Raw genomic sequence first — 12863 nt, 5'->3', positions numbered from 1 at the left:
CGAATTGCAAATCTCTTGGACTGCTGTTAATTTTAGAGGTGTTAATACGGTCTAATATATGTTCAAGATTCGGTTGAACGTCTCTACCAACTACCACAAGAGTTGACTATTGGTACTCCTATTAACTGACAATAATAACTTTTAGTCAGTGGTAGTACTTAATGTTTGATCAGTCTAGTCAGCTTGAAATTCCTGCGAACACGCGTCTTAATAATTTTGCCTTGGGCATTCTTTTTGTCGTATTGGGCTCATCCAGTTACGGCATGCTTTCAACTTTCGTAAAGCTTTCCTACAAACAGAATTTTACAACTGCCGAAGTCACGATTGCTCAGTTTTTCTGGGGTGCCTTGGTTTTGACGATCATGGGTTTCTTTGTTGATAAAACTGCACCTAAAGTAACAGCGACGGATATTCGCAAACTTATGGTCGCGGGGATCCCTGTTGGTTTGACCAGCGTGTTCTATTATCTTGCCGTTAAATACATCGATGCTTCCGTTGCCGTTGTCTTGCTGATGCAGTCAGTTTGGATGGGTGTGGTTGTTGAGGCTTTCCAAACCAAGAGCTTCCCGAAGCTAGATAAGATTTTTGCGGTTGTGATGATCTTGTTCGGTACTTTGCTAGCGACGAATGTTTTGGGTTCTTCTCATGGAGCTTTAGATATCCGAGGCGTGATCTTGGGCTTGGTGTCTGCGATGTCGTTCAGTTGGACGATGTTTTCTACCAGCAGCGTGGCTTCCCATTTGCCTCCGGTGAAGCGCAGTCAGTTCATGGTTTACAGCGGTGGTATCGTGGTGACTGTTTTTGGTTTGCTAACTCAGGTTGGGCCTCATTATTTTGAATTGTACTGGGTAGGCGAGGAATTCATTCGCAATCAGCCATTTAATCCGCAGATCTTTTTAACGTACGGTCTTATTGTTGCAATCTTTGGAACGATCATTCCGCCAATCATGCTGAACAAAGGCTTTCCTATTGTGGGCGTTGGCTTAGGCAGTATCTTATCATCTGTGGAACTACCATTTGCGGTGACGATTGCATTCATTTTCTTAAATGAGCAAGTGATCGCAACTCAGTGGTTGGGTGTCGCAGTGATTATCTCTGCGATTGTTCTGCTAAACTATAAATTGATCGCACCCGGAAATAAATCAGGCCGCGCCTAAGTCATTTATTTAAACGAAGATCTTGCTTATAATTATCGATTATTTCGATGATGTGCATCTTTGGTAGTCTTCCTGTATTGAAAGGAAGGTTGTTATGAAATGCCCTCACTGTAAAGATAAAGACTTGGTTATGAGCGAACGCAAAGGTGTCGAGATCGACTACTGCCCTGATTGCCGTGGTATTTGGCTCGATAAAGGCGAGCTAGATAAAATTCTAGAGCGCTCTGAAAAAGAAAACGAAGCCAGCGCAAAACCGGCTCAAGATCCTTACCCACAACACAATCCCTACGGCAACAGCGGCTACGGCCATAAACCTTACAAAAGAAAGAAATCTTTCTTTGAAGAGTTGTTCGATTAAACGCTGTATTTAAATTGGTAAACGTCACGAAGGCTTCCGTTACAAGTAGTAACTTCAGCGGGTCAATAGAAAAGGACCGTCGATGTTTCGGCGGTCCTTTTTATTTTAGTAGAAATACTTCATCTTAATTTTAACTGTCGTGTCGTCCAGAAGCTCTACCGCGCATTTTGAAAAGGCCGGAGCGCCAACCAAGATCGTTGGATTGTTCGAAAATCCGAAACCCTCGCGAGGGTAGCCCAAAACAGTGTTCAATTTTTTATTGCCGTCTTCATCGTGAAGGATCGCGACTGCGTATTTACCAGCAGGCATGTTGTCCAAAGTAAATTCCAATTTTGAATTCTTAGGAACTGGAACATAAAGAGTTTTGATGGCTTTATCAGCCTCACCTGGGAAAGCGCGCTGCTCTCTTTCATGAAATACGCTAACAGCGGCAAAGCCTTTCGTGTTTCTGAATCCTTCAATAGTAATAGTGGCGCTGTAAGCCGTGGGAACCAAGAAAAGAGATGCCATTAGAAAAGCGATAAGTTTCATGAGTACTCCTTAAAGTGCGATTGTTCTTTCAAATCACACCATTCCGGTCAATGGGGTAAGGATTAAATTGAATCCATCAAAGGCTATGTGGTAGCGGCTTTACGCGCCGAGGCGAGCCCTTTGGGTGCAGCGAATCGTAGCAGTTGATTTACAGTAACGCATCATTTGGGTCTCAATTCCCTGAATTGCTCTGCAATTATTGACAAGCCTAAACCAAACCTTTAACCCCAGCCCATGCTTAAAACTTTACTTAATTTATCTATCGTTCTTATGACTGTTCCAGCCTTTGCATGCCCTGAGCTTGCGGGCAATTTTGACTGTACATCTGACTCCGGTCCGGTGAATTCTTTTAGCATTAGTAAAAGCACTGAAAAGGGCCAAGTGATTTATCAAATCAATGGCACAAAGCTTGTGGCTAATGGTGTTTCTGAAACACGCAGCAAAGGCGATGGCTTCCCGACAACTTATACAACAAGCTGCGAAGGTGAAAGCCTGCGCGCCCGTATGCAAACTCATGTGTCGTCAGCGATTTGTCCAACCATGCCTTTGGCTGTGGATTCAATCACGATCTTTACTCCTAAGGGTAAAGACATCGAAATGGATGATGTGACAATCCTTCTTTGTCCTGACAAAGCACCGATGAACATCCGTCACGTCTATAACTGCACAAGAAAATAAGGAACTGACATGAACTACCAAAAGTATTTCACCCTCATCGCAGTATTAACATTGTCTTTGGGCGCTACTTCAGCGAACGCGGCAAAATTTTTGATTTCATTCAAAGATGCTGCTCGCGCTGAAGCTTTCAAATCTTTGATCCAAACCAATGCATCTGGCATTTCTTTGCAAGAGGAATTGGCAGAGGTGCAAATTCTGATCGTTGAAGCTCAGAACCAAGAACAGATTTTGAAATATGCAGATGCGAAGGATCTAAACTTCATCGAGCAACAAAAAATGTTCGCAGCTCCTCGTGTGCAAATTGTTCCAACTCCAGCTTCAGGTTTTAAACGCATGAGCTTGATGACGGCGCAAGTTCCGCCCTCACAAGGTCTTAAAATGATCAAAGCACCAGAAGTATGGCCGATGAGCCGTGGTAAGGGTGCGCGTGTTATGGTTATCGATTCAGGTATCGATAAAAATCATCCAGCCTTTGCCGGTCGTATTGAACAAGTTCGTAACTTCACAGGTGAAGGCAGCGAAACTGAAGCTAAAGATGACGGTGGACACGGAACTCACGTTGCGGGAATCATCGCAGGTGACGCGGCTATCGAAGCTGTGGGTGTTGCTCCTGAAGCGTCACTTTTGATCGCTAAAGTTTGCGGAGCAAAAGGTTGTTCAAACGATGCTGTTGCTAAGGCACTTGGCTGGGCTTTGCGTGAAGACGTAGACGTTGTGAACATGTCGTTGGGTGGTGCTGGTAGCGTGGTTGAAAGATTCATGATCAACCAACTTGATGGTGCACAAGTTCCGGTTGTAGCAGCTATGGGTAACAACGGTATGGAAGCAACTCCATTGCCTGCGGGATACCCAGCGGTATCTGCGGTGGGTGCTGTGGATATGGATGGCAAACGTGCTGCGTTTTCAAACTGGAGTGCGGCATTAGATTTGATGGCTCCAGGTGTGGGCATTCGCTCCTCTGTTCCATTGGGAATGGGGCGCGAGGCTTTATCAAGCTTCCAAACTGAATCTGGAACTTTCCAAAGTCTTCCGGCAGTTACTTTCACAGGTGTTCCGACGACAGCTTTAAAGCAATCTGCGGTGTTTGCTGAATTCGGCAGTGTTGAAGATCTTGCGAAAGCAGCAGTCGCTGGAAAAATCCTAGTGGTGAAACGTGGCAACTTGCCATTGCTTGATAAAATCAAAAATGCGCAAAATGCAGGTGCTGCGGCGATCATCATCGCGAACAATGATTCTGCTTTGGTAAGTGGCTCATTGAGCGAAGACCCAAATGAAATCAAAATCCCTGTGATCATGGTTGAAAAAACTGCGGGCGAAAGCTTGATCGCAAATCTTATCAAGGCGCCTGCATTGGTAGTGCGTTTAGAAATCCAAGCTTCTGATTACGCTGAGTTCAGCGGAACATCTATGGCGTCACCTTATGTGGCGGGAGTTGTGGCTTTGATGAAATCCGTGGTTCCAGGCATCACATCTTGGAAAATCCGTCAGATCATGGATGGTACAGCTACTCCCATCAAATCAGAGCTTCCAAATCAAACGGGCAAAGGCCTAGTGAATGCTAAGGCTGCTGTAGACGGCGCTTACGAAGTTCGTAAGAAGTATAAGAAAATCAAATAGCGATATTTGAAAGAAATTCGATTTTTTGTAGGTGCGCACATCATATGGCGCACCTTTTTTATTATCTTCATCGTGACAATTCCCCTTAAAAAGAGATGAAATAAAGGGGAGGTGTGTATGCGTAACAAGATTGATATCAAAATAGTCTCTGCTCTTTTAGTTGTGGCCGTCCTGGCATTGGGAGTTGCACTGTATGTGCGATGGAATCCAAGTGCCGTGCCTGAGCAAACTACAGAATCCACGACGCAAGAACCTGCATCGGGTGTAGCCGTTGATGATACTGCAAACGGCCCTCAGCATCCTGTACCAAGTACGACTGAAAATTCAGAAGATGCAGCGGGAGCACAAAAGCCTGCTCCATTGACTCAAGAAACTGTTGGATCTGAAATCGCTAAACGTTGGAAGTCATTCTTTGGATCTGACGAAGGTCACGAGCTGATCCGCATTGAAAACTTCGTTCGTCATTTTGTTTTGATGTTTGAAAATGCCACAGAAACTAAGATCCCGGCTCAGGCTACGATTTTTGAAACGGTTAATGGGGATTTCAAAACAACAGCGAATGGAGACATGGTCCGTATCAACGAAGCGAACTATCGCCGTTATGATTCCTACGCCGCACTTTTGAAATCAGCGGACCTTAAAACGATCTCATCCTTTTATGTTCGTATTTATCCGCTGCTTCAATCTGCTTACGCTGAAATGGGTCGGAAGGGATATTTCAATGACCGAGTCATTGATGTTCTGGATCAAGTTATTGCAGCGAAAGAGCCCGCAGCGAATGCATCGCTGATCATTGATGGCGGTCGTTTTGTATTCGAAGATGCAGAATTAGAGGCAGCACCAGCTGTGCAAAAAGTGTTGTACAGAATTGGTCCTGCGCACACCGCGCTTTTAAAAGAACGCTTGAAAGAACTAAGATCTCTATTGGCGAGCTCGCAATAATTATTGAGCTACAGGTTCCTCGCCGACTATTTCATCGATAACTTGTGATCTTGGTTTCAAAGGTTGTTTGGTATAGTCGGCAAGTTGCTTCATGCCAGCACTAAGGGATGGAGCATCTGTTTTACAAATGGGGGCAGGATCGCGCATCTCTTGTAAGAGTACTTTGTAGGAATAGCATGCCGCTGAAAATCCAATACAAAGTAGAAACGTCCAATTAGCGATTTTTCCTACATAGTTCATATTAATCCCGCTCAGCGCCTTTCCGGTCCTTACTTATCGGTGGGAAACGGTTGTTTTTGGAGAACGTTTTTTGTAATCCGTGACTCAATGTGAGACATCACTGCGTTTAGTGTTCGATTCATTTTCATCAATGAGATCTTAAGAGATTAGTTAAGACGCGATTGCATTTTATTGGTACTTTGCTTCGATACCGAAACAAGGATACTTATGAATACCGTTACATCTCCCTATGCCATCGCCGAATCTCTTAACGAACTATGGTCACCCGTAGTTGTCTCCGAAATTGAATCTGCGTGTATCAAAGTAGCTAAGATCAAAGGGGAGCTTGGGTGGCATACCCACGAAGATGAAGACAAGATATTCATGGTCCTTAAGGGGCAGTTGAAAATTCTGATGGACACAGAGACCATCACTCTCAACCAAGGTGATATGTATATCGTGCCCCGCTGAGTACGAAACAATCCTTCGGCTGAGGCAGAGTGCCATATCATGTTTATCGAGCCTAAATCCTAATATTTAAGTTGGCAGAATAGGGAAGTCTTCGTAGAAGAAGGCATGAAATTCCTTTTGATTTTCCTTTTGCAAATTCCAGTGTTCTCTCTTGCTATTGTCGGCGGCTCCGTCATCCGAGATGGTTCTTACCGCCAATCAGTTGCTTTGGCCTTTAAAGCCGTGGATGGTGCTACGGATTCTCAGAGCTATTGCAGTGGAACGCTGATTGGTCCTCGTGTAGTCATCACCGCTGCGCACTGCCTGTTGCTGGGGGCGAAAGCTTTCAAAGTAACTCCAGAGCAGTTTGTTCAGCGGACGTGGATTTATGTTGGGGACTCACCCGCAGAGTCCGCAATTCCTTTCTTGAAAGCACAGTACCGCGTGCAATCGGCAATCATGCATCCGCCGAGCGATTCTGTTTACAGTGATCTGGCGTTGTTAGTGTTAAGCGAAGACGTGGATTTGCAAAAGTATCAAATCACTCCGGCACCTTTAGCAGTGGCTAAGTCGTCGATGATTGGACGTGATCTTATTCATGTTGGTTACGGCATGCTTGAAAATGATGGTCCAAAGGGAACGAAAGCCTTTTTCTCGTTACCCCTGCGTGGCTTCAATCGCTACAATGGCCTTGAGGTGGGAGTGTTCAGAGAAGATGGCCCAGGTGCTTGTCATGGAGACTCAGGCGGAAGTGCTTATCTTCGTGATGTCGATGGTGTCTTAAAACTCATCGCTGTTGAAAACTCAATATCTGGTCCAAAATGTGGCGGTGGAGCGACTTACTTCGTGCCCATCACAGAACAAAATATTGAGTGGATACGTTCTGTGAAGCTACCTTTATTCGAACTTAGGTAGAGCCTGCTTCCAAGCGGCGAACTTGGCGTCAAGATCATCGGGGTGATAGCTTCGATACAAAGTAATATTCTTTTTTGAATCACTCTTATGAGTGTATTTGACCGAATAGGTGGTGTATCTGCCACCTTCAGTATCTGTAGAACGTTCGATCGCTTTTTCGAGTCTGAACTGAGAAGTCTGTTCAGACCAACGATGAATTCTAAAGACCGAACTTCTAAACAGTGACTCGAGTCTGACAACATCAGGGTAGATGGACACCTTGGTATAACCAAAAATCATAGCCAGACCGGCAACGGTTGTGACAGATCCAAACCCACCAAAAAAGACGAACAACAGACCGCTTGCTAAAAATTCTTTCAAGCCTGGGGTTTGCGTGGTTTTGAAAATATAAATCGTAAAAACCACTGTGGCAGTTAGGAAAACCAATCCAAACAACAAGACGACAGAGCCCCAGAATGCGCTGGCTTTATCGATAAAGTGCGCGGGCAACGAGGGCTCCGGAGAAAGATCTGCTTCCTTAGCGCGAGCTTTAGAGTGAATATCTCGGGCCACAATCAATACCCAGGGTGCAAAAGTCAGAATGCAAAACCCAAGAGCACCTGGTGCTGAGAAATGATCCATCAGTTTTCCGATAACTCCGAAAAACAAAGCCAGAACGCCATGACGGACCAATCCGTGTCCTGTTTGCAGGTCTTCGGTTTTTACCGCAGCGGCCGAAGTCTTTAGGCAAAGAAAGCCAACGATCAGCGCTGGATACTTGCCGATAATATCGAACAGATAAGGCCATTCGAAATGATTGATATAACCATTGGGACCGTAAACATTGAGAGGCTCCATCGGCAGAGCCACTGACATAAACACACCTATAAAGCCATGGATGAAGATGCTGATACCAAGACTCATCACAAACAGCAGAGTTCTGCCGACGATAGAGAGGTAAATATTTTTATGCGGCTCTTTACCAATTTTACTGAGGCTGATGGCGTAAGCGGTAAAAGCCACGAAAGGTGAGAAGACAAAACTCATCGCCCAAAAAGTCCAGGCCGTTTCACTCACCGAAATATTTTCGGAGTTCATAAGATGCAGAGTCCATAGAAGCCCTATGAGGAGTGCGACGACATGGAGTTTTTTGCCTGGGGTGAGTTTCGGTAATGTCATTATGATAAATCTTAGGCCGACTCAGAGATGAGTGCAAATATTCGCTTAAAACCCGTCTAAAGAAGTTTGCGGATGGAGCTTTCGCTGATAAAATGGAGTCAGGAGTTTTTAATGTGCCAGCTGCTAGGGATGAACTGTAACGTACCCACAGATATTTGTTTTTCATTCACGGGATTCAAAGCTCGTGGTGGTCTTACAGATGCACACCAAGACGGTTGGGGGATTGCCTTTTTCGAAGGCCGAGGTGTTCGTCAATTCCTAGACCCTTTGCCATCAGCACATTCTCCGATCGCAGAATTGGTGCGAAACTATCCGATTAAATCTACCAACGTGATCGCTCATATCCGCAAAGCCACTCAAGGTGTAGTGTCTTTAGAAAACACTCATCCCTTTATGCGTGAGTTGTGGGGGAGTTACTGGGTTTTTGCGCATAACGGGAATATTCTAAACTTCGATCCTGTTTTGGATGGAACTTTTAGGCCTGTGGGCTCTACTGATAGCGAGAAAGCCTTTTGCTGGATCATGCAAGGTCTGCAGAAAAAGTTCGGAGACGTTTTTCCTGCCGAAGACAAACTTTTCTCTGCGATTCATGAACTGACCCTGGAAATTTGTCCGCATGGGGAGTTTAATTTCCTTTTAACCAACGGAGATTTTTTATTCGCACACGCCTCCACAAATTTGACCTATATCGTGCGCAAGGCTCCATTCCCAACAGCCGAACTGAAAGATGAAGACCTCAAGGTCGATTTCAATTCTTTGACGACACCACTGGATCGCGTGGCAATCATCGCTACGACGCCGTTAACTAACAATGAAACATGGACACCCATGAAACCCGGCAGCTTATGGATCTTCCGCGATGGCCAAGTCCTTGATAGCCGCGAAACGATCTCCGGCCCGGCAGAAAAAATCCGTTGTTAATCGCAGCTGTTTGTTCCGCTTAGAGGTTGCCGTAGTGACTCTTTAGGTGTTAGCGTTTTACCATGAAAACAAATCTACTATCTCACAATCTTGCCGTTGAATTCCCAGAACTAGCGGATGCTATTCATCACTTGAAAACATCCGACGCTCACTTTCAAAAGCTGATGCAAGATCATAATAAGATCGATGAACAAATCACTAAAAGTGAAGAGGGCCTGGAGTTCTTGACGGACGAAGTGATGAAGGATCTTAAGATCAAGCGCTTGCACCTTAAAGAAGCTATGCAAAAAGCAGCAGAAGCCTACAACCAGAAATAAAGTCTCACTTCAGGAGCTCCGATGAACGTAGCAAAGCTTTTCGAAAAATTGTCTAAGTACCCATTGGGCAAACAGGTCTTTTCAAGAATTGCGGCAGCCAGAGCTCCTTACTTCAAAAGTATCTCGCCTTTTGTGCAAGAGCTCACTGAAACCAGTTGCATCATCATTCTGAAAAAAAGAAAGAAAGTTCTGAATCACATCGGAACCGTGCACGCCATCGCAGTTTGCAATCTCTGCGAAATGGCTTTTGGTTTTACGATGGAAGCAGGCTTGCCAAATCACCTGCGCTGGATTCCTAAGGGAATGACTGTGCGCTATCTAAAAAAATGCGCCACAGACCTAACGGCGAATTGCCAGTTCCCACAAATCAAAACCCTTACGCCGGGTGATCACGTCGTACCAGTCGTGGTGACGGATACAAATAATCAAGTCGTCTTCGAAGCTGACATCACAGTGTATGTGAGCGACAGACCAAAAAAATAAGTTCATCTGGAATTTTTGAAGTCAAAGTCTCCAACGGGGCATTAAAATGCCTGTCTCAACTTGATGCAAAAGACCAGTAATAGTCGATCATCTCTGAGGGCCTCTGGCTCGGAGGATTGATTTTTTGCTACACTAAATTGTTGGTTCGCTCTTGCAAGGGGTTGGGTTTTGCGGAAAGCAGCGGCTATTAAATGGTTAATTCTTTCGCTGCTGCTGATGACCGCATTTGTGAACTGCGAAGGCTTCGAATTGGCGCGCAGTCTGAACGAGGAGTTAGAGTCAGGCTCTGTATCGAGTGATAATTGTGTCCTTGCTTCAGCACAGTACCGCAATCCCAAAAGCATCGACGATGTGACAACTCTGATTAATGTTCTGCCCAAGCCCCTCAGCATTCCATGCCTGATCGAAAATCTTCCGAAGCCGCTAAAGGTTTATTCTTTTGAAAGCACGGGCAGCGCACAGCCCTCACCAGATTCCAATAGCCCCCGAATTTTCATAATCATTGATAAATTAATCGTCAGTGTAATTCCGAAAGGCATTGGCCGTAACTTCGTAGAGTTCAGTCAGGTGATTTCTTCATCAGAGTCCGTAAAAGCGGAAGTTCAATTTCCCGTCGTATCCGAGTTAGATGTTGCAGCTCCTTACGATTCGATTCGCGCCGCTTTCGGAACAAGCTGTCGTGATTGTCACATGGGAGAAAGAGGCGTTTCAGGATTTGCGGGAGACGCTTATGCCTCAGTTATCTTGCGACCAGGTCCCGTGGGCCGTCAGACGGCTTCAAAAATGCGCTTGCTAAGTGCAAATTGCGACGACGCAGATGATCCAGCCAGATGCAAAATGCTCCGCGCGGTTTTCGTGAATGGACAAGCCCAAGACACAAGCTTTCCTTAACAGATTGACAGCTGCTCATAGACCAATAAACTGCGAGCATGATTAATCTAATTCTTATTTTTTCAAACATCGTATTCGCAGCCCCTTCAATCAACTTTGACGGCGCTTATTCTAAACCATGTCAGAAATATGAAACTGTTTCGAGCAGTGAGCAATTGCAGATTACTGATCAAAGTTGGATCAGATCTTATCAGCTCTTTTCTGACAGCGAGTGCGCAGCGCCTTCTGTGCAGACAGATTATTCTTATAAAGTTTTAAGAACATATCAGATGATCGATATGACAGTATTGAAAGTTCAAATGACTGCCATGACGGAATCAGTGGCAGAAAAATTCAATCAGACGAACTATTGCGGATTCACGGATTGGTCCGTTGGACAAAGCAAAGATGTGTCTGGCGTGAAATGCGGGGCTGTGGCGATGTCTTCGGTAGGCAGCATGGTTTATTCTGTTTTGTACGGAGAGAAAGATTCCACTCGCAAAGGTCGAATTTTCCTGGGCATGCCGAGCGAGTCTGCCGATGGATCGACGGAGTTCAAACGTTACTATGTAATCGATCCCACGTCGTTTATCGAGAACTAGGATGCGTCAATAAGCCCCTTCAGGGGGCGGTTTGACCAATTTAATTTGATTTATCTGCATCAATGAATCTAGATGCTTCATCTAATGTTCAGGTGAAGTCCGGTGTGAATCCGGCACTGTCCCGCAACGGTATGGAAGGTTGATCTTCTGAGTCCGATCCCTGCGTTAGGTTTATTTTTTGTCGACGATTCTTTTGCCGGAGTTTTCGACAAGCCTCGAAGGAAGGACTTTTTATGAATTCATCGGACCAATCCGATAGATTGAAGCTTGAACTACCAGATGGTGACGGCAAACTCTTGCTGCATTCTTGTTGTGCTCCTTGTTCGGGAGAAGTGATGGAGGCCATTCAAGCTTCCGGAATCGAATTCTCTATTTTTTTCTATAATCCCAATATCCATCCATTGAAGGAATACGAAATCCGCAAAGAGGAGAACATCCGTTTTGCCGAGCAGATGAATATTCCATTCATCGATGCGGATTACGACACCGACAACTGGTTTGCTCGTGCTAAAGGCATGGAGATGGAGCCAGAACGTGGTATTCGTTGCACGATGTGTTTTGATATGCGCTTTGAAAGAACGGCGTTGTACGCTTACGAGAATGGCTTTTCGACAATCACAAGTTGCTTAGGTATTTCTCGCTGGAAGAACATGGATCAAATCAATGACTGTGGTCATCGCTCGGCTTCAAAATACGAAGGCATTAAATACTGGGACTACAACTGGCGTAAAAAAGGCGGTTCCGCCCGCATGATTGAAATCAGTAAGCGCGAGAACTTTTACCAGCAAGAATACTGCGGTTGCGTTTATTCTTTGCGTGACACCAATCGCGCACGTGTTGAAAGAGGCCATTCACCAATTCGTCTTGGCGAAAAGTACTACAAATAAAAAAGCAGAACTATTTGTTCTGCTTAAAGATCTCGTCGATATTCGCATGAAGTTTCGAAGTCAGGCTCTCCATGAGGGCCTTCGTGAAATCCTCAAGCGTATCAACAGACTCAATAGTTTCTTCAAGCAACTCCGCCTCAGCCGTCAGCTGTTCAGGAATATCAGTCAGAACATTATTTTTAGGGTCTTGAGAATTAGCCATTGTGCCTCCTATTGAAGCGTTTCGGTTTGCTTTTGTTCTGCACGAGCTCTTGCACTGTTGATGCTGGCAGCGCCGTAGCGTAGGAATTCTTCGCGTGTCAGTTTTTTTGCGATGGCCGTGATTTCAGGGGTTAGCCCCGCAACCTCGGTTTTTGCTAAGTCAGGAAATCTCATCACGACGCCTGCAGTGAAGGAATGCATGGCCGCTGTCTGCTTGCCACCCAACGCTTCATAAAATTGAATCGCCCAAAAGATCGTCATGTCGTTTAGATCTTGTCGAATACCAGAGAAGGTTTTTAATGAATCGAAGGAAATATCTGCGATTTCCAAATTTTGCACCTGTGGCAGTTCTTTATCTGCTGCCAACTCGCGTGCGATTTGTAAGCCGGATTCAGCAACTGTATGGATGGCAATCGGATGATGACCTTGAAAGAGCATTTCAATGGCGCTTTCAATTTGGATTTTAGCAATTTCTATGGGAGTCGCGCCAATAGCGACAACGTCATCACTGATTTCAAATTTCTTACTGATCACAAGCACTCACTTTTTCGTTGATT

Annotated in this window: 17 protein-coding genes and 2 riboswitches; of the genes, 13 read left to right on the top strand and 4 right to left on the bottom strand. The window is 45.1% G+C overall.

Annotation, left to right across the window (positions count from 1 at the left end; all coding sequences use genetic code 11):
• Positions 1–32: 32 nt before the first annotated feature.
• A riboswitch (purine riboswitch) is annotated at positions 33–129 on the top strand.
• 32 nt (positions 130–161) lie between these two features.
• Positions 162–1157 carry an EamA family transporter gene (locus ACLVWP_RS14850; protein ID WP_413558344.1) on the top strand — a complete coding sequence of 332 codons (996 nt, stop codon included), beginning with the start codon at positions 162–164 and terminating at the stop codon, positions 1155–1157.
• A 94-nt stretch (positions 1158–1251) separates the two neighbouring features.
• Positions 1252–1515: a zf-TFIIB domain-containing protein gene (locus ACLVWP_RS14845; RefSeq protein WP_413558343.1), complete on the top strand. Its 264-nt coding sequence runs from the start codon at positions 1252–1254 to the stop codon at positions 1513–1515.
• A gap of 105 nt (positions 1516–1620) precedes the next feature.
• Here the strand turns inward: ACLVWP_RS14845 and ACLVWP_RS14840 are convergent, their stop codons facing one another.
• Positions 1621–2046 (bottom strand): DUF2141 domain-containing protein, encoded by a 426-nt coding sequence (locus tag ACLVWP_RS14840; RefSeq protein ID WP_413558341.1) that lies wholly within the window; start codon positions 2044–2046, stop codon positions 1621–1623.
• A 234-nt stretch (positions 2047–2280) separates the two neighbouring features.
• Here ACLVWP_RS14840 and ACLVWP_RS14835 point away from each other — a divergent pair, with 234 nt between their 5' ends.
• The 5 genes from ACLVWP_RS14835 (at position 2281) to ACLVWP_RS14815 (ending at position 6867) form a co-directional block, all read left to right on the top strand.
• Positions 2281–2724, top strand: a complete 444-nt coding sequence (locus ACLVWP_RS14835) for a hypothetical protein (RefSeq protein ID WP_413558340.1) — start codon at positions 2281–2283, stop codon at positions 2722–2724.
• Positions 2725–2733: 9 nt separating this feature from the next.
• Positions 2734–4341: a S8 family serine peptidase gene (locus ACLVWP_RS14830; protein ID WP_413558338.1), complete on the top strand. Its 1608-nt coding sequence runs from the start codon at positions 2734–2736 to the stop codon at positions 4339–4341.
• Positions 4342–4458: 117 nt separating this feature from the next.
• The gene (locus ACLVWP_RS14825; RefSeq protein WP_413558336.1) at positions 4459–5283 is read left to right on the top strand and encodes a DUF3014 domain-containing protein; all 825 of its coding nucleotides are present in this window, start codon (positions 4459–4461) and stop codon (positions 5281–5283) included.
• A gap of 447 nt (positions 5284–5730) precedes the next feature.
• Complete coding sequence (locus tag ACLVWP_RS14820; RefSeq protein ID WP_413558334.1) at positions 5731–5973, top strand: cupin domain-containing protein; 243 nt, start codon at positions 5731–5733, stop codon at positions 5971–5973.
• Between the two features lie 105 nt (positions 5974–6078).
• Positions 6079–6867: a S1 family peptidase gene (locus ACLVWP_RS14815; RefSeq protein WP_413558333.1), complete on the top strand. Its 789-nt coding sequence runs from the start codon at positions 6079–6081 to the stop codon at positions 6865–6867.
• On the opposite strand, the gene ACLVWP_RS14810 is transcribed toward ACLVWP_RS14815, so the two are convergent.
• The gene (locus tag ACLVWP_RS14810; RefSeq protein WP_413558331.1) at positions 6850–7923 is read right to left on the bottom strand and encodes a hypothetical protein; all 1074 of its coding nucleotides are present in this window, start codon (positions 7921–7923) and stop codon (positions 6850–6852) included. The two genes, ACLVWP_RS14815 and ACLVWP_RS14810, sit on opposite strands and share 18 nt — an antisense overlap.
• Before the next feature lie 213 nt (positions 7924–8136).
• On the opposite strand from ACLVWP_RS14810, the gene ACLVWP_RS14805 reads away from it, so the two are divergent.
• The 6 genes from ACLVWP_RS14805 to ACLVWP_RS14780 all read left to right on the top strand — a co-directional run bounded on the left by ACLVWP_RS14805 (position 8137) and on the right by ACLVWP_RS14780 (position 12105).
• Positions 8137–8946: a class II glutamine amidotransferase gene (locus ACLVWP_RS14805; protein ID WP_413558330.1), complete on the top strand. Its 810-nt coding sequence runs from the start codon at positions 8137–8139 to the stop codon at positions 8944–8946.
• Positions 8947–9008: 62 nt separating this feature from the next.
• Positions 9009–9263: a YdcH family protein gene (locus ACLVWP_RS14800; protein WP_413558329.1), complete on the top strand. Its 255-nt coding sequence runs from the start codon at positions 9009–9011 to the stop codon at positions 9261–9263.
• A gap of 21 nt (positions 9264–9284) precedes the next feature.
• Complete coding sequence (locus ACLVWP_RS14795) at positions 9285–9746, top strand: hotdog fold domain-containing protein (protein ID WP_413558327.1); 462 nt, start codon at positions 9285–9287, stop codon at positions 9744–9746.
• Between the two features lie 168 nt (positions 9747–9914).
• Positions 9915–10637, top strand: a complete 723-nt coding sequence (locus tag ACLVWP_RS14790) for a hypothetical protein (protein ID WP_413558326.1) — start codon at positions 9915–9917, stop codon at positions 10635–10637.
• 38 nt (positions 10638–10675) lie between these two features.
• A complete protein-coding gene (locus ACLVWP_RS14785; RefSeq protein WP_413558324.1) occupies positions 10676–11218 on the top strand; it encodes a hypothetical protein in 543 nt (180 codons plus the stop codon).
• 66 nt (positions 11219–11284) lie between these two features.
• A riboswitch (adenosylcobalamin (AdoCbl) riboswitch) is annotated at positions 11285–11434 on the top strand.
• Positions 11435–11451: 17 nt separating this feature from the next.
• Positions 11452–12105, top strand: coding sequence for an epoxyqueuosine reductase QueH (locus ACLVWP_RS14780; protein WP_413558322.1), 654 nt, complete (start codon positions 11452–11454; stop codon positions 12103–12105).
• 10 nt (positions 12106–12115) lie between these two features.
• Here ACLVWP_RS14780 and ACLVWP_RS14775 read toward each other — a convergent pair whose 3' ends face one another.
• Positions 12116–12307, bottom strand: coding sequence for a hypothetical protein (locus tag ACLVWP_RS14775; RefSeq protein ID WP_413558321.1), 192 nt, complete (start codon positions 12305–12307; stop codon positions 12116–12118).
• 8 nt (positions 12308–12315) lie between these two features.
• Positions 12316–12840: a hypothetical protein gene (locus ACLVWP_RS14770; protein WP_413558319.1), complete on the bottom strand. Its 525-nt coding sequence runs from the start codon at positions 12838–12840 to the stop codon at positions 12316–12318.
• Positions 12841–12863: the final 23 nt, after the last annotated feature.

The sequence above is a fragment of the Bdellovibrio sp. HCB209 genome (assembly GCF_047306065.1).
GTDB lineage: Bacteria > Bdellovibrionota > Bdellovibrionia > Bdellovibrionales > Bdellovibrionaceae > Bdellovibrio.
This window is presented reverse-complemented; position numbering and strand designations above follow the sequence as displayed.

Bases quoted from the DNA above. Each gene is read 5' to 3' on its own strand.
- ACLVWP_RS14805 (WP_413558330.1), top strand. From the start codon at position 8,137: ATGTGCCAGCTGCTAGGGATGAACTGTAACGTACCCACAGATATTTGT.
- ACLVWP_RS14825 (WP_413558336.1), top strand. From the start codon at position 4,459: ATGCGTAACAAGATTGATATCAAAATAGTCTCTGCTCTTTTAGTTGTG.
- ACLVWP_RS14840 (WP_413558341.1), bottom strand. From the start codon at position 2,046: ATGAAACTTATCGCTTTTCTAATGGCATCTCTTTTCTTGGTTCCCACG.
- ACLVWP_RS14795 (WP_413558327.1), top strand. From the start codon at position 9,285: ATGAACGTAGCAAAGCTTTTCGAAAAATTGTCTAAGTACCCATTGGGC.
- ACLVWP_RS14815 (WP_413558333.1), top strand. From the start codon at position 6,079: ATGAAATTCCTTTTGATTTTCCTTTTGCAAATTCCAGTGTTCTCTCTT.
- ACLVWP_RS14775 (WP_413558321.1), bottom strand. From the start codon at position 12,307: ATGGCTAATTCTCAAGACCCTAAAAATAATGTTCTGACTGATATTCCT.
- ACLVWP_RS14845 (WP_413558343.1), top strand. From the start codon at position 1,252: ATGAAATGCCCTCACTGTAAAGATAAAGACTTGGTTATGAGCGAACGC.
- ACLVWP_RS14835 (WP_413558340.1), top strand. From the start codon at position 2,281: ATGCTTAAAACTTTACTTAATTTATCTATCGTTCTTATGACTGTTCCA.
- ACLVWP_RS14785 (WP_413558324.1), top strand. From the start codon at position 10,676: ATGATTAATCTAATTCTTATTTTTTCAAACATCGTATTCGCAGCCCCT.
- ACLVWP_RS14830 (WP_413558338.1), top strand. From the start codon at position 2,734: ATGAACTACCAAAAGTATTTCACCCTCATCGCAGTATTAACATTGTCT.
- ACLVWP_RS14850 (WP_413558344.1), top strand. From the start codon at position 162: ATGTTTGATCAGTCTAGTCAGCTTGAAATTCCTGCGAACACGCGTCTT.
- ACLVWP_RS14780 (WP_413558322.1), top strand. From the start codon at position 11,452: ATGAATTCATCGGACCAATCCGATAGATTGAAGCTTGAACTACCAGAT.
- ACLVWP_RS14820 (WP_413558334.1), top strand. From the start codon at position 5,731: ATGAATACCGTTACATCTCCCTATGCCATCGCCGAATCTCTTAACGAA.
- ACLVWP_RS14800 (WP_413558329.1), top strand. From the start codon at position 9,009: ATGAAAACAAATCTACTATCTCACAATCTTGCCGTTGAATTCCCAGAA.